At 64.5% G+C, this 15,446-nt stretch carries 13 protein-coding genes and 1 pseudogene; 7 read left to right on the top strand and 7 right to left on the bottom strand.

All coding sequences use genetic code 11. The features are described 5' to 3' along the window. Nucleotides 1-53 precede the first annotated feature (53 nt). Nucleotides 54-2,972: a helix-turn-helix transcriptional regulator gene (locus MSIMFI_RS29180; protein WP_191495947.1), complete on the top strand. Its 2,919-nt coding sequence runs from the start codon at nt 54-56 to the stop codon at nt 2,970-2,972. 3 nt (nt 2,973-2,975) lie between these two features. On the opposite strand, the gene MSIMFI_RS02085 is transcribed toward MSIMFI_RS29180, so the two are convergent. The 4 genes from MSIMFI_RS02085 to MSIMFI_RS02070 form a co-directional block, all read right to left on the bottom strand. Then, the gene (locus MSIMFI_RS02085; protein WP_191495946.1) at nt 2,976-3,245 is read right to left on the bottom strand and encodes a DUF4242 domain-containing protein; all 270 of its coding nucleotides are present in this window, start codon (nt 3,243-3,245) and stop codon (nt 2,976-2,978) included. Between the two features lie 152 nt (nt 3,246-3,397). Then, nucleotides 3,398-4,843: an amidase gene (locus MSIMFI_RS02080; RefSeq protein ID WP_191495945.1), complete on the bottom strand. Its 1,446-nt coding sequence runs from the start codon at nt 4,841-4,843 to the stop codon at nt 3,398-3,400. A gap of 123 nt (nt 4,844-4,966) precedes the next feature. Further along, nucleotides 4,967-5,770: a mycofactocin-coupled SDR family oxidoreductase gene (locus MSIMFI_RS02075; protein WP_191495944.1), complete on the bottom strand. Its 804-nt coding sequence runs from the start codon at nt 5,768-5,770 to the stop codon at nt 4,967-4,969. 189 nt (nt 5,771-5,959) lie between these two features. Continuing rightward, complete coding sequence (locus MSIMFI_RS02070; protein WP_191495943.1) at nt 5,960-7,264, bottom strand: hypothetical protein; 1,305 nt, start codon at nt 7,262-7,264, stop codon at nt 5,960-5,962. Nucleotides 7,265-7,375: 111 nt separating this feature from the next. On the opposite strand from MSIMFI_RS02070, the gene MSIMFI_RS02065 reads away from it, so the two are divergent. Together MSIMFI_RS02065 and MSIMFI_RS02060 are read left to right on the top strand one after the other, a co-directional pair. Beyond that, entirely contained in the window at nt 7,376-8,335 is a 960-nt protein-coding gene (locus MSIMFI_RS02065; RefSeq protein ID WP_191495942.1) for a DNA polymerase domain-containing protein, read from the top strand. Between the two features lie 6 nt (nt 8,336-8,341). Beyond that, complete coding sequence (locus tag MSIMFI_RS02060; protein ID WP_224770038.1) at nt 8,342-8,554, top strand: hypothetical protein; 213 nt, start codon at nt 8,342-8,344, stop codon at nt 8,552-8,554. 14 nt (nt 8,555-8,568) lie between these two features. Here the strand turns inward: MSIMFI_RS02060 and MSIMFI_RS02055 are convergent, their stop codons facing one another. Continuing rightward, nucleotides 8,569-9,771: a cytochrome P450 gene (locus MSIMFI_RS02055; RefSeq protein WP_191495941.1), complete on the bottom strand. Its 1,203-nt coding sequence runs from the start codon at nt 9,769-9,771 to the stop codon at nt 8,569-8,571. An 82-nt stretch (nt 9,772-9,853) separates the two neighbouring features. On the opposite strand from MSIMFI_RS02055, the gene MSIMFI_RS02050 reads away from it, so the two are divergent. Beyond that, on the top strand, nt 9,854-10,483 hold the full coding sequence (locus MSIMFI_RS02050) for a TetR family transcriptional regulator (protein ID WP_191495940.1): 630 nt from the start codon (nt 9,854-9,856) through the stop codon (nt 10,481-10,483). Here MSIMFI_RS02050 and MSIMFI_RS02045 read toward each other — a convergent pair. Next, complete coding sequence (locus MSIMFI_RS02045) at nt 10,455-10,598, bottom strand: hypothetical protein (RefSeq protein ID WP_191495939.1); 144 nt, start codon at nt 10,596-10,598, stop codon at nt 10,455-10,457. The genes MSIMFI_RS02050 and MSIMFI_RS02045 overlap by 29 nt on opposite strands. Nucleotides 10,599-10,713: 115 nt before the next feature. Between MSIMFI_RS02045 and MSIMFI_RS02040 the strand changes: the two genes are divergently transcribed. Further along, nucleotides 10,714-12,084: a cytochrome P450 gene (locus MSIMFI_RS02040; protein WP_191495938.1), complete on the top strand. Its 1,371-nt coding sequence runs from the start codon at nt 10,714-10,716 to the stop codon at nt 12,082-12,084. Here the strand turns inward: MSIMFI_RS02040 and MSIMFI_RS02035 are convergent. Then, complete coding sequence (locus tag MSIMFI_RS02035; RefSeq protein WP_191495937.1) at nt 12,081-13,247, bottom strand: FAD-binding domain; 1,167 nt, start codon at nt 13,245-13,247, stop codon at nt 12,081-12,083. The genes MSIMFI_RS02040 and MSIMFI_RS02035 overlap by 4 nt on opposite strands. A 93-nt stretch (nt 13,248-13,340) precedes the next feature. Here MSIMFI_RS02035 and MSIMFI_RS02030 point away from each other — a divergent pair. Continuing rightward, nucleotides 13,341-14,645 (top strand): annotated as a pseudogene (locus MSIMFI_RS02030) (TIGR03086 family metal-binding protein). Nucleotides 14,646-14,659: 14 nt separating this feature from the next. Then, nucleotides 14,660-15,445 (top strand): VOC family protein, encoded by a 786-nt coding sequence (locus tag MSIMFI_RS02025; RefSeq protein ID WP_191495936.1) that lies wholly within the window; start codon nt 14,660-14,662, stop codon nt 15,443-15,445. The last annotated feature ends 1 nt before the right edge of the window (nt 15,446 follow it).

Genomic DNA, 15,446 nt, shown 5'->3' with positions numbered 1-15,446 from the left:
ATAGTCAAATCTGACTATCGACCAGTCGACCGCGCCGCGGCTACGTTGTGCTCATGGCGCAGTGGGTGCCGCCGCCCCTTCCAGCAGAACTGACCGCTCGTCGGGGTGGTCCGCTGGTGGGTCGCGCCGCCGAACTCGCGGCGTTCGAGCAGGCCTGGGAACGGGTCGAGGGCGGCAAGCGCCAGGCGGTATTCGTCGGTGGTGAGCCCGGCGCCGGAAAGACACGCCTGGCCGCCGAGGTAGCAGGGAGGCTGGCCGATCATGGTGTCGCGGTGCTTGTCGGAAGCTCGACGGCCGACGCCAACGTCCCGTACGCGCCGTTCGCCGAGGCGTTGGATCGCCTGTTGATTGCGGCTCCGCCGGGTTCGCTGGCGGATGCGTTGGCGGACGCGGGACCACAGCTAAGGCGGCTGACAGCCCAGGTCGATCGGCACCTGCCCGAGATAGTCCCGGCCGACGATGTCGACGCGCCCCGGCGCGCCCTCTTCGACGCGATGACGGGTTTTCTGCGGCGGCTGGCGATCGATCGCCCACTCGCGGTGGTCCTCGAGGACATGCATTGGGCTCAGGTGCCGACCCTGGCCATGCTCGAACACGTGGTCATCGGCTGCATGGATGTGCGCATGCTGGTGGTCGCCACCTTCCGCACAACCGAACCGGATCGCTCCGAAGAGCTCGCGACCCGGCTGGCCGAGCTGCACCGGTTCGAGGGGGTGCGGCGTCTCGATCTCGGAGGTCTGGACACCGAGGCGATCGCCGAGTTCGTCGGCCAAACCCAGCAGCTGCGCCCGCCGTCGGCGCGCACGGCCGCGGCGTTGCTGCGGGATAAGACCGGCGGCAATCCGTTCTTCCTGACCGAACTCTGCAACCATCTCGAAATCCGGGGTGGGTCGGATGGGTTCGCCGCGCTGAGTTCACACCAGACCGTTCCGGCGTCGATCGGGGATGTGATCGCCCGTCGGCTCGGCGGACTCGGGGCCAGCGTACGCACAGTGATCGAACAGGCGGCGGTGCTGGGCGAAACGTTTGATCTGCCGGCGCTGATCGCCACCAGCGAGACCGATCTCGCGGCGACGCTGGCGGCGGTCGATTCGGCCGAAGCCGTCGGGCTGATCTGTGCAGTTCCCGGCTCTGACGGCGAGTTTGCGTTCGTGCATGCGCTGACCCGTGAGGCCACTCTCAACGGCATGGCGGCGTCGCGGCAGCGGATCATGCACGCTCGGGCCGCCGAAGCGTTGGAGGGGCGTGCCGACCCGACGGTTGTTCCCCGTGTGGCCAACCACTACCTGCTTGCGCATGTGTTGGGCTACCACGATGAGGCATTGCGTTACGCGCGGAAAGCGGCCGAAGGAGCCGAGCGGAGCCTGGCTTACGAGGATGCGGCGAAATGGTTCGAGCGGGCTGCGGCACTTCCCGAACTGGGTCCAGAGGATCGGGCGCGGCTGAATTTCGGTGCGGCCACAAACCACGTGCGCTCTGGCGATTTCGCCCGCGGCCGGGCCATTTACGAACGCATCAGTGCGATGGACGATCCGCTCATCCGGCTAGAGGCGGCCGTCGGCTACGAGGACGCAAGTTGGCGTCCCGGGCTGGCTGACTCGAAAGCGGCCGATCTGCTGGCCTCGGCGCTGGAAGGGTGTGGGTTGAGCACCGAGGATCCCCGCTATGTGCAAGCCCTCGCGAGTTTCGGACGCGCGCTGGCGTTTGCCGGCGAGGCGGTACGTGCCCGAGAAGTCGGTAGCCGCGCCATCGATAGCGCGCGGGTCATCGGCGATTCGACGGCAATACTGCACGCGCTGCACGCCAGCCTGTGGCACGGATTGAGCCCGGAAATGTCTGACATCCAAGTGGAGCGGTCGGCCGAGCTGCTGAGTGGGTTGCAATCACTCCGCGACTACGTCGCGCTCGGCTCGTCGTCGCATTTCCGCGCCTTGGTCAGCTACTTAGTCGGCAGGCCCGACGACCTGGCCGCCTCGTCCGCCGAGTTGCAGCGAGCGATCCAAGCCAGCGGACAGCCGTTCTTTGGCTTCATCAGCGCGTGCGTCAACCAGGCGCTGACGTATCTGCGCGGCGACTTCGGCGGTGCGGAACGGTGGGCCGACATCGCCCTGCGCACCGGAAGCAGGTTCGGCGCAGACGGGACGGAAGGCTCGCACGGCGTTCAGATGTTCATGATTCGCCGTGAAACGGGGGACCTGAAGAGGTTCGCCGGGTTCGTGGACGGCAGCGAGACGTTCGCCGGCCGTTGGGTGCCCGGCTTGCTAGCGCTGTACACCGAGCTCGGCTGCGAACCTGGCATGACCCGCGCGCTGAACCACCTGCTCAATCGCACTCTCGGCGACCATACCGAGGAGGCGCAGTGGCCGATGGAGCTGGTATTCATGCTGGAAGCGGCCTTGGAGCTAGGTAATCGGGAAGCCGTGCACGCGTTGCGGCCGTACGTCGCCCGCTATGCCGGCAAGAACCTGGTGGCCGGACAGTTCGTAGCGCTGTTCGGCAGTGCCGACCGGTATCTCGCCCGGATCGCGGCACTCGGCGGCGACACTGATGCCGCCGAGTGCCATTTCGCCGCGGCGCTGGAGATGGACCGGAAGATGGGCGCAGTGGTTCATGTCGCGGAGACACTGGCCCGACACGCGCTCTTTGCCGCATCTGGCGGTCGCACCGACGAGGCGCGACGCCTTGCCGACCGGGCCCGCGAGATCGCCGCGCCGATCGGCCAAGCCCGGGTGCTTGATTTGGTGGATGAACTGCTCACATCGGTTCCGCAGGGGCCGGATGGTCTGACCGACAGGGAGATTGAAGTGCTTCGGCTACTGGCCGAAGGGCTGAGCAATCGCACGATCGGCGAGCGCCTCTACATCAGCACCAACACGGCTGCCAACCACGTTCGCAGCATCCTGATCAAGACCGGTGCTGCGAATAGAACGCAAGCGGCGATGTACGCCACCGAGCACGAGCTGCTCGAGTGACGATCAAATAGCCGAAAATGCGCCGTCCGGCATGATGCGATCGGTTACCTGGACGATGACATCGGCGGGGGGACCGGCACGCGCGGCCGCGGGTCTGATCGCCTCCGGCGATGGCGCCTCGTAGAGGCAATAGGTCTTTCGCTTGTCCGCGGACAGAAACGAATACAGCCAGCGAACGTCCTCCTGCGAATTGATGCGATTGATCCCATCCACAGTGTCGAGGGTGGGTTCCAGCGCCTCCGCGTAGTTGCGCTCGATCATGAATATCGGCACGGTGAACTCCTATTGATCGTCTCGTCTTGACGGGGAACCTACGCCGACGATGACGCCGGGCGGTGACGAACCAAAAACATTTGGAGCGTTGCGGCGCTTCTCAAAACCTAAAAGGCTTTTGCGGACGTCACTGCTGCGTCCCGAGCCTTGGTTCAGCAAGGGATCGTCGGGTGATCGGACGACCAGGGCTGGGCGGATTCCAATTGCGCGGCAACGCGGATGAGTATGTCTTCGCGTCCGTAGGCGCTGGCCAGCTGTATGCCGATGGGCAGGCCGTCGGCGTTGCGGTGCAAGGGCAGGCTGATTGCGGGCTGGCCGCTCATGTTGAACGGGGGCGTGAACGCGGCGAACTGGCCGCCGCGACGCATCGGTGCCGTTGGATGTTGGGGATTGTTCTCGAACTCGCTCAGCGGCGGCGGTGGTTCGGCCACCGTCGGCGTTAGTAGCAGGTCCCAGCCGTCGGCCCACCACTGTTGGAGCGCCCGCCGAAACGCCCACACCTCGGCTTGTGCCGCCGCGTAATCAACGGCGCTCAATCGCTGCGCGCGCTCGATCAGCACCCAGTTCACCGGCTCGATGTCGTCGGCGGTCACCTCGCGCTCGAGAGTCCCGCTGAACCCGCGTGACGCCATTGCCAGCTGCGTCGCCCACAGCGCCATGAATTTCTTGGTCAGCGTGGCATCGGCCAGAGCCGCCGGCCACGCCGGCACGACGATGTGACCGAGTTGTTCGAGCAGCGACGCCGCCGCCCGTGCCGCCGAAATACAGTCCTGGTGTAAGAATTCGCCGCGCGGATGCACGTCGAGCAGTCCGATGCGCAGCCGGCCGGGATCGGCGCCCACCTCTGCGACGTACGGCCGCCGCGGCGTGGGCGCGATAACGCTGTCGCCGACACCGGGACCGCGCACCGCGTCGAGCAGGCCCGCAGTGTCTCGCACGGTACGGCTCACACACAGTTCCACTCCCAGCCCCGTCTCGGCGCGCGCGGGCCCGACCGTGATTCGACCCTGGCTCGGCTTGAGTCCCACCAGTCCGCAGCACGATGCCGGGATGCGGATGCTCCCACCCCCGTCGGAGGCGTTGGCGAACGGGACCATTCCGGCCGCCACCGCCGCGGCGGCGCCACCACTGGATCCACCCGCCGTGCGGTCCAGTGCCCACGGGTTGCGGGTCGGTCCCCAGGCCAGCGGTTGTGTGGTCGGCAGGCTGCCCATCTCGGGGCTGTTCGTCCGTCCAGCAATCCCCAACCCGGCCGCCTTGAACCGGGCGACCAGCGTGGTATCGGCGGCGTCGATCTTGCCCGCCTCTTTCAACGCCACATTGCCGTTGGACAGCGTCTGACCGGCGAAGCTGGTGTAAAGGTCCTTGAGCAGAAACGGCACGCCGCGAAACGGGCCGTCGGGAAGATCCGGGTCCGCGGCGATTGACCGTGCGTGATCGAACCACTCGATGACCACGGCGTTCAACGCGGGGTTGGACTGCTCGATCCGTTCGATTGCGGCCTCCAGCAGCTCGCTGGCGGTGACCTCACCCGTGGCGACCAAGCGCGCCTGATCGGTGGCGTCCATCCATCGTGTCTGTTCGGCAAGTTCACTCACGATCTTGGGTCTAGCACCGTCCGCGGTGAAATGAAAAGCTTTGCGGAGATGACCCATTGCGCCGGCAGCGTCAGTGGATGCGGACGCTGCCGCCCTGGCCGATCAGTCCGGAAGATCACCGCCTCAGTGAATGCGTGCGCTGCCTCCGAGGCCGATCTCGAGGACACTGCCGGTGATGACGCCGGGGTCGGTCACCAGATAGACCACGCCACGGCTGACGTCCTCGGGTTGTAGCCACGGTCGCGGTATCGGATTGGCTTTCATCATGCGGCGCACCAAGTCGTCGGGAACGTCGTCTCCGCCCGCGGGCTGCACCATCGGAGTCTGCGTAGTGGTCGGACAGATGACGTTGACCGTGATGCCCTCTTTGGAGACCTCCAGCGCTACCGATTTAGCCAGCCCGATGATTCCCCACTTGGTGGCGTTGTATGCCGCCAGCTCCGGGATGCCCAGTCGACCACCCATGGAGGATGTCACGACGATCCTGCCGAACTGCTGCCGTCGCATGACCGGTATGGCCGCCCGAAGGGTGTGAAATACGCCTGTCAGGTTGGTGTCCACCAGCTGCTGCCAAACCTGATCGCTCACCTGGTCCAAAGGGCCGGTGCTGACGATGCCGGCATTGGCCAGCACGATGTCGAGGCTGCCGAGGTCGGTTACCGTCTGTGCGACCGCGGCGTCGACCTGGGCTGAGTCGCGTACGTCGAGGGCTATCGGCAGACAGCGTCGGCCGAGCTCGTCAACGAGCTTGGCCGTCTCTCGTAGGTCGTCCTCGGTAGCGAGCGGGTAGGTCAGGTCAGTCATCGGACCGGGCGCATCGGCGGCGACGATGTCCGCTCCTTCGGCCGCCAAAGCCAACGCATGCGCGCGCCCTTGCCCTCGAGCTGCTCCGGTGATCAAGGCGACACGTCCATCCAAAGCACCCATAGACGGACACGTTAGCAGGCTTACGAAATGAATTGCGGCGGAGCCTATTTCGGTGAGGAACTAGGTACGCAACGAGAGCGCCACCCGTGCACCTGTCGGTGCCACCGGTGCCAGTGAGCCCGCCGCACTACCGCAGCCGCCAGCATCTTGGGTGCGATCAACTAGCTCGCGAGGTCGTTTCCGCCCACGTCAGAACCATGGGCCGGGATAGTGGCCGTCCTCATCTCGCACCAAAAGGATCTCCCGGCATTCTCCGCCCGAGGACGCAGCAGTCTCGCCGCGGCATACCAGCGTCCAACCGGATATCCGCCCGAATGGCCGCATGGCCCAGCTCGACGTAACCGTCTCGCCGGCAGGCAACGCGATCGCCGAAAACTTGCCGGAGGTGTTCGTGATATAGAGATGGCCGCCAAAGTATGTCACCTTGGAAATCGATGACTTTTTGACCTCATCTCGATTCTTCAGAAAGTCCCAATGCTGCGTTCGCAGATTCCAGACACCGAACCCGAACTGCGAGGTGTCGGACGCGTGACCGTCGATGAATAGCTCCCCATCCGCCAACGTTGCGCCCAATCCATCACCGGAAACACGTTCGGAATCACCAATTTTGACAAGGGATCGGGAGTTGAGGTCGAAGAACATGGTCGACACGATTCCAGGGCCATCCGAACGCGTGAGCTTTAGCAGCCGGTCGGGCCCGTCGGCCATTTCAGCGTCGACGGTCCGGATGTCGTTGTCCTGAAATATTGGCTCGCCCGACGGCAGTCGCAGCTCGGCACCCGATGTCTGGCCATCAACGGTGTTCCGCTGGAAGGCCAGAACGTCTTGCCAGGCCCGCCCGGGCTGTGGGTCGTCCCACATAACCGATAGGTCGGCATTCGAAAGTACAACGGTCCGTGGCGGTTTCAGGCTGTGGCCATCGAAGAAGGCGTTCGTCCAGGCCACGCCGGATGCGGTTCCGGCGAGCCCCCAGTTCTTGGATGCTGCCAGTTGCAGGTTGGGGTCGGGGGGTTGCAGTTCCCTTGTTGCCAACGGCTGGCTCGATCGGAGATCGAACACATAGACGGTCGCGGACCTGACGCTCGCTACCAAGTAGGCGACCTTCGGATCTTCCGCGGTGCCCGACAGCGCGCATGCGGCGCCTGTTATGTCTACACCGGCGGGAACAGCGGGAACAGCCGGCGTTACCCACTGCCCTGTTTTTGTGTCAAACACTTTGGGGCGGATGCTGTCCAGTGCCGACCTGCCAGGTGTGAATTTCTCGGGACAACCGTAGTAGACGGTTCCGCCGTAGCCCTTCCAATCTTTCGCCAAGACACTTGCGTGGGAAGGTGGCGGGACAACCGTACTGGCTGCGGGTTTCGACGTCGAGATAGCGGGATGAGCCCCCGGTGGGGACGCGGTCGTTGAACACGACGAAACGCCCAGGCAGACCACCGCCGCGAACGCCGCGACCGCGCGCTCGGACGCACGCCTCCCCGTGACCAGACTCATCAGCGAATTCCCCCCGCTAAAGTCCTCTGACCAATGAGCGTAAAGCCGGCCGGCGCATCTGGCGACCCGAGCAACCCGCCGATCCCGCCGGAGCCCGCATACGCTAACCAGATGAGCGCCGCCGAACAGCGTGCGGGAATCGACCTGACCAACCTCGACCAGCCGCTGAGCCCGGATGCCGGGGCCACCAAGCGCGACCTGGTGGATTACCTGGACGCGGTGGCCGACAGGATGTTGCCCGGACTGGTCGGCCGGCCGCTCACGGTGCTGAGGGTCCTGCGCGGGAGCGCGCCATTCATGCAAAAGAACGTGCCCAAATACACCCCGGACTGGGTGCGAACGGTTCCGATTTGGGCGGAAAGCTCCCAACGAATGGTCCATTACCCGCTGTGCGACGACCGGCGCACGCTGCTTTGGCTCGCCAATCAGCGCGCCGTGGAGTACCACCCGACGTTGGGCTTGGCCGACAACGTCTACCGGCCGACTCACCTCGTCCTCGATCTCGATCCACCCGCGGAAAACGACTTCACCGCGGTGGTCAACGTTGCCCACCTGGTGCGTCAGGCGCTCGCGGACTGCGACCTTGCCGGCGCGGTAAAGACCAGTGGCGCGAAAGGCCTCCACGTGTTTGTCCCCATCGACGACAGTGCGCCGGTCGAGGATGTCGCGGCGGCCACCCGCGCGCTGGCCGCTCGAGCCGAAGCGCTCGATCCCGACTCGGCGACAACGGCTTTCATCGTGGAGGACCGCGCCGGCAAGGTGTTCGTCGACGCTACCCGTGCCGGGGGAGCGACGGTCGCCGCCGTCTACAGCCCACGATTGCGCCCGGGCACTCCGGTGTCATTCCCGTTGGATTGGTCGGATCTGGACCGCGTCAACCCCGGTGATTTCACCGTGCATACGGCAATCGAGGCCCTTTCCGGATGCGACCCGTGGGCTGAGTCGATGCCCGAACCACAGTGCTTACCAAGCGATCTCATCGAGCAGGGACGCACCATTCCGGTTGCTCGCGTTGCGGCAATGCATGAAGGAAAGCGACGCGCCCGGGCACGACGGGCCCGCGACAATTGACTAGCGATGGGAGATGACGGATTGTCCACCTTCAAGAGGTACCTCGGATTCCAGCTGATGATGTTCGTGTTCGGCATCGTCGGTCCGATCTTTCTGATCATGTTCTTTGTGTCGCAACCTGATCCGACCATGAAGTGGGCGTACTGGGTAGGGCTCTTCATTACCTACGCCGACATACAGATCGCGCTCGCGCTCACGAAATCAGCAGGCGGCGACTAACAGCCGGCATCCACTCATGACACGACCATTCGCAGCCGCTCCCAGCCGCGGACGGTTGATGTCGGCGCAAGCTTGAGGCTGTCGTAATCGATATTCCATTCGGGCCACCGGTTGAGCAACTCGTCCAGCGCGACTCGGCCCTCGAGGCGAGCCAGATTTGCCCCGAGGCAATAATGCACGCCCTTGCCGAAAGTGAGATGAGAAATGTTGTCGCGGTGGATGTTAAAGGTGTCGGGGTCGGTGTACCGTCGCGGATCGCGGTTGGCGGCACCGAACAGTAACAGCATGGCGCTGCCGGCGGGCACGGTAGTGTCGTAGCACTCGAAATCGCGGATGGTGTAGCGAGCGACATGCGGACCCGTCGGTTCGAACCGCAGGGTCTCGTCGACCGCGCGCGTCAAAAGTGTTCTGTCTTCGGCGATTTCCCGGCGCTGGTCGGGATGTTCGGCGAGTACCTTGGCCAGCCAGCCGATCAGCCGGCCGGTGGTCTCGTTCCCGGCGCCGGCCACAACTTGGGTGTAGTGCAGAATCTCCTTGCGGGTCAGCTTTCTGGTGACGCCGTACTCGTCCTCGAACTCGACATTGAGCAATGCGGTCATCAGGTCATCGGAAGGATTCTTGGCGCGCCAGTCAACGTATTCGGCGTAGATGCGTCCGTCGGCGATCGCATCGGGATCGGCCACCTTCATCGGTGTGCCGGGCTTGGTCCGAAGGTTGGCGTCGTTGGCGTCTCGAACACCTATCTGGTCATCCTCGGGGATGCCGAGCAGCATGCCGATGACACGCATCGGCATCATCGAGGCCAATTCGGCAATGATGTCGAAGCTTTGCGCACCGACCAGCGGATCCAGGCAACGCACACAGTACCGCCGGATCTGGTCCTCGATTTCGGCCATCCGCCTCGGCGTGAAGACCCGGGACATCACCCCACGCAACATGGTGTGCACCGGCGGATCCTCAAACATCATCACGCCCGGGGGCATATCGAAGTCGGACTTCACCAGTTCAAGAATGTCGCTTCGGCTGTTGGAGAAGGTCTGCCAGTCCGCAAGTGCCTTTTCGACGTCGGCGTGGCGCGAGATCGCCCAGAAGTCGTAGCGCTCGTTGTAATAGATCGGCGCTTCGTCACGAAGCCGGGCAAAGGTCGGATAGGGGTTGGCGGTGATGTTGATGTCGTAGGGGTCGTAGTAGACCTCGGTGTCGTGCGCAATCGTCATGCGGCCGTGGTCCCTTCATGTAACCGCGTTACACCGAGTACAGTAACCGTGTTACTCACCGACGGCAAGGGTGGTCTGCTCAATGGCTCAAGACGACCGGATCCTGCGCATCGTGGTGGACATTCTGGAAACCGAGGGCTACGAAGCGGTGCAATTGCGGGAAGTCGCTCGCCGCTCGCGAACCTCACTGGCCACCATCTATAAACGCTATGCGAACCGAGACGAACTGATTCGCGCGGCGCTACAGACCTGGATGGAGGAGAACCCGTACTCGACGCTGTCCCGGCAATCGCATCAGCCCGATGAGTCGCTCTACGCCGGCATGATGCGGGTCCTTCGGACCGTCTTCGAACCGTGGGAGCAGCACCCCCGCATGCTCACGGCCTACTTTCGTGCCAGGGTCGCGCCCGGTGGACAGCAACTCGTCAGTCGCGGCCTCGATGTCGTCGTGCCCGCCGTTCTGGAAGTCCTCGGTGACGTCGACGACCGTTTCATCGCCGACCTCGACACCATCATCTCGAGCCTCGTTTACGGACTCCTGGGCCGCTTCGTCGCCGGCGAGATCGCGGTGACCGACATCCTGTCCATCCTCGAACGCAACGTGTTCTGGCTGACAAGAGGCTACGAGGCGCGGCACGGAGCCGGGGATCGGAATCAGCCAGTCGGAAGGTCGCGGTCCGGCTCTAATTGCCCTGTGGATCCAAGCTGTTGAGGGTTGTCACCACCTCGTCGTACTCGCCGCGGGCCTCGGCGTAACGGAGGAACTTCGCCCGCCCCACCTGAATCTCGTTCGCGTCGGGATCGTTTTCCAGCAGCTGGATCACCATTGCCGGTGATCTTCATGTAGCTGGACGTCTTACGAAATACATTGCTGCAGTGAGTATTTGCGGCTTCAGGTTGGTGGACCGGGCCCGTCTCGACACCGATCGTAGAATGGCGTCCATGACTGACACCACCACGTCGTTCCGGCTGCCGCCCGGACGTCGGCTGTCGCGCTGGTTGCAGGTGGTGTTCACACTGGGCCGCTGGACGCAATTTGTCGATGCCTGTCATCGGCGCTACGGCAACGTTTTCACGTTGCGCGTCCCCTGGATGGGCACGCTGGTGTATTTGGCCGATCCGGCCGATATCAAGACGGTGTTTGCCGGCGATCCAAGCGTCTTTCATGCCGGCGAGGCAAACACCATGCTGCGCGGCTTGCTTGGGGACACTTCCCTGTTGGTGATCGACGACGAGTTGCATCGGGATCGGCGCCGCCTGATGTTGCCCCCGTTCCACCGCGATGCCGTTGCGCGCCAAACCGGGTTGATGGCCGAGATCGCTGCGGAGAACATCTCCGGGTGGCCAGTAGGCACGCCGTTCCCCGCGGCGCCGAAGATGTCTGAGATAACACTCGAGGTGACCTTGCGGATGGTCATCGGCGCCACCGACCCCGCCCGGTTGGCCGCGCTGCGCAAGGTGATGCCCAAGCTGCTCGACTTGGGGCCGTGGCAGATGCTGGCAATCGCCAACCAGAACCTGCTGCGCCGCCGTCCCTGGCGAGGATTGCAATGGCGAATCGCAGAGGCCGACAGTCTGCTCTACGCGGAAATTGCCGACCGACGCGCCGATCCGAATCTGGATTCACGCGCCGACACTTTGGCCATGCTAGTGCGCGCCCAACCCGCGATGAACGACCGCGAACTGCGTGACCAGCTGATCACGCTGCTGGTGGCCGGTTACGAAACCACGGCGACGGCGCTGTCCTGGGTGCTGGAGCGCCTAATTCGCCACCCGGACGCCCTGCAGAAGGCGATACGGGCGGCCGAGGCCAGCGCGGCTGGCGATCCGGCCGGCGACGAGTATCTCGAGGCGCTGGCGAAGGAGACGTTGCGGATCCGCCCGGTGGTCTACGAGTTGGGCCGGGTGTTGACCGAGCCGGTCGAAGTGGCCGGCTATCGGTTGCCAGCCGGCACGATGGTGATGCCGTCGATATCGCTGGTGCACGCGAGCGCCGCGATCTACCCGGATCCGGATCGGTTTGACCCGGACCGGATGCTGGGCGCCACCCTGAGCCCTACCACCTGGTTGCCGTTCGGCGGCGGCAACCGACGCTGCCTCGGCGCTACCTTCGCCATGGCCGAAATGAGGGTTGTGCTGCGCGAAATCCTGCGCCGGGCCGAATTGAACACCACGACCTCGGCCGGCGAACGGCAGAAACTCAGGCACGTCATCCAGGTGCCCGGCCGCGGCGCTCGCATCAGCGTTCGCGCGATCAAGGACGTGCCGTCAGCAGCGCCGCCAGCGTGCCCGGCCGCTCGGCAGACGGGCTAGATCCCATAGTCGGGTAGCTCGATGTCGTCGCGCACATTGCCGGCAATAAGCGTTGCCAGCGGTCCAAAGTTCATCGTGCGCAGCGCCAGGTTGCGGAACCACAGGCCGAATCGGGTTCGCGCGGCAAAGAATCCGATGAATCTCGCCGCACCCGCTTGCTTGCTCTCGATGAACGGATGCAGCAGCGCCTGGTACGCATCGAAGGCGCGGCGGTGGTCACCGTCGGCGCGCTGCAGTTCGCCGGCCAGCACGTAAGCCTCGGTGATCGCGAGGCCGGTGCCCTCGCCGCCGAGCAACGAGATGCAGCCAGCCGCGTCGCCGATCAGTGCGACCCGGCCGCGTGACCAGCCGTCCATGCGGATCTGGCTGACCACGTCGAAGTACAGGTCGTCGATGTCGTCCAGCGTCGCCAGGATATCGTGGCATTCCCAGCCGGCATCGCCGAACTCGTTGCGCAACTGAGCTTTTGGTGATTCGTCGGTGTCGTCGTGCTCGGCGCGAAAGATGAACAAAAACATGGTGCGGTCGCCGCGCAGCGCGAAACGCCCCACCTGTCTGCCTGGCGTGTTGTAGAGGACATAGCTCAGGTCGTCGCGGGGCCGGTAGCCGTCGACCACGCAGGCTGCGACCTTGCAGCCGAGATAGTGCTCGAAATTGCGGTCTGGCCCGAAGATGAGACGACGCACGTTCGAGTGCAAGCCGTCCGCGCCGACGACCAGGTCGAAATCACGCGGCGGGCTCTGCTCGAAGGTCAGATGGACGCCGTCGCTGTCCTGGTCGATGGTGGCGATGCCGTCGCCAAAGATCGTCTCGACGTTGTCTTCGATGCTGGCGTAGATCGCGTCGGCCAGATCACCGCGAGGCAGGCTGGTGAAATCGTCGCCGATTATGCGGCGCAAGACATTGACGTCCATGTCGGCTTTGACCTCGCCGTTGGAGCCGACCGAGCGCAGGCGTTCGATCTGGTAACCGGCGGTGCGGATCCGATCCTCGATGCCCATGCGTTTGGCCACCTGGTAGCCGACGCCCCAGAAGTCGATCATGTAGCCGCCGGTGCGGAATTTCGGCGCCCGCTCGATCAGCGTCGGGGTGTGGCCGGTGCGGTAGAGCCAGTGGGCGACCGCCGCTCCTGCCACGCCGGCGCCGCTGATCGCTACTTTCACACTGCAATTGTGCCCTTAGGCATGTGTCGGCGGCTACATTGGCCATATTGCTCAATGCGTTAGCAAGCGCTAACGTATCGACGTGTGCTCGACCTGCTGGAAGTCGCAGCAGAGCCAACTAGGCGCCGACTGCTGCAGCTCCTGGCGCCGGGCGAACGCACCGTCACCCAGCTCGCATTGCAATTTCCGGTTACCCGTTCGGCGATATCGCAGCATCTCGCGATCCTCGCCGAGGTTGGCCTGGTCACTGCCCGCAAACAGGGACGGGAACGGTATTACCGCCTCGACGAGCACGGGATGCGTCGGCTACGTGCGCTTTTCGCGTCGTTCTGGACTGATGAGCTGGACCGCCTCGTTGCCGACGCCACCGATTACGAACTGTCGTGAGGAGAGTGCGCCATGCCCTTCGAAAAAGCAGTCGTCGTGCCCTTGGATCCGGCCAGCACGTTCGCGCTCATCACCCAGCCGGAGCGGCTGCGGCGTTGGATGACAGTCACCGCCCGTGTCGAGCTGCGGGCGGGTGGTGCTTACCGATGGACGGTGACCCCGGGGAACATCGCGGCAGGAACCGTCGTGGAGGTGGATCCCGGCAAGCGGATGGTGTTCTCCTGGGGGTGGGAGGAGCACGGCGATCCACCTCCGGGTGGTTCAACCGTCACCGTCACGTTGACGCCGGTCGACGGCGGCACCGAGGTCCGGCTGGTTCATGATGGGCTGACAGACGAGCAGGCCGCCCGGCACGCCGAAGGCTGGAATCACTTCCTCGACCGGCTCGTCGCCGCCGGCCAGGTCGGTGACGCCGGTCCTGACGAATGGGCGGCAGTGCCCGACCCGCTCGACGAATTGTCCTGCGCCGAAGCAACATTGGCGGTCCTGCAGCATGTGCTGCGCGGGCTGGGCTCCTCCGACCTGTCCAAGCAGACGCCGTGCAAGGAATATGACGTGTCGCAGCTGGCGGACCATCTGATGCGATCCCTCACGATCATCGGTGGTGCCGCGGGCGCCCAGCCGCCGCCCCGCGACTTGGACGCACCGCTGGAAACCCAGGTGGCGGACGCGGCGCAGGCCGTGCTCGAGGCGTGGCGGCGACGAGGTTTGGATGGCACCGTCGAGTTGAACGCGAACGAAGTGCCTGCCGTCATGCCTGTCGGCATCTTGTGCCTCGAATTCTTGGTCCACGCTTGGGATTTCGCGATCGCCACTGGTCGTCAAGTGGTTGTGTCCGAGCCTGTGTCGGAGTACGTTCTGGGGGTGGCCGGCAAAGTTATCACCCCGGCGGCGCGTAGCTACGCGGGCTTCGCCGAACCGGTGGCAGTCGGGTCTTTTGCCCCGGTCCTGGATCGACTGATCGCCTTCACCGGCCGCGGGCCGACCGGCATCTCCGCGGCCACCAACTAACTGAAAGGTCAATCATGCCCAAGAGAACCGAATACGCACAGGGCACACCGAACTGGGTCGACCTGCAGACCACTGATCAGTCCGCTGCCAAACAGTTCTACTCGTCGCTATTGGGCTGGAGCTATGACGACAACGAGATGCCCGGCGGCGGCGGTGTATACGCAATGGCCACATTGAACGGAGAAACCGTCGCAGCCATCGCGCCGATGCCGCCGGGTGCACCCGAGGGGCGGCCGCCTGCGTGGAACACCTACATCGCTGTGGACAATGTCGACGCGGTGGTTGATGAGGTGTCGATCGCAGGAGGGCAAGTGTTGATGCCGGCGTTCGACATCGGCGATGCGGGTCGGATGACCTTTGTCACCGATCCGACCGGCGCGGCGGTGGGACTATGGCAGGCTAACCAGCACATCGGCGCGACTTTGGTCAACGAGACAGGCGCCGTGATATGGAACGAATTGATCACGGACAAGCCGGATTTGGCGTTGGCATTCTACGACGCGGTGCTAGGCCTGACCTACACCACGATGGAGATGGCTCCCGGTCAGAACTACCGTGTGCTCAAGGCCGGCGGAGCGGATGTCGGCGGCTGTATGGAACCGCCGATGCCCGGCGTGCCGAACCACTGGCATGTCTATTTCGCGGTCGACGACGTCGACGCGACGGCGGCCAAGGCGCGTGCCGAGGGTGGCCAGGTTCTCGCGGAACCGTTCGATATTCCGTCGGTAGGACGGTGTGCCGTCCTGTCCGACCCGCAGGGTGGGGCATTCAGCTTGCTGAAGCCCGCGCCACAGCAGTAGG

Source organism: Mycobacterium simulans (genome assembly GCF_900232995.1).
GTDB classification, from domain to species: domain Bacteria; phylum Actinomycetota; class Actinomycetes; order Mycobacteriales; family Mycobacteriaceae; genus Mycobacterium; species Mycobacterium simulans.
The sequence above is the reverse complement of the archived record's forward strand: the minus strand, read 5'-3'. Positions and strand labels throughout refer to the sequence as shown.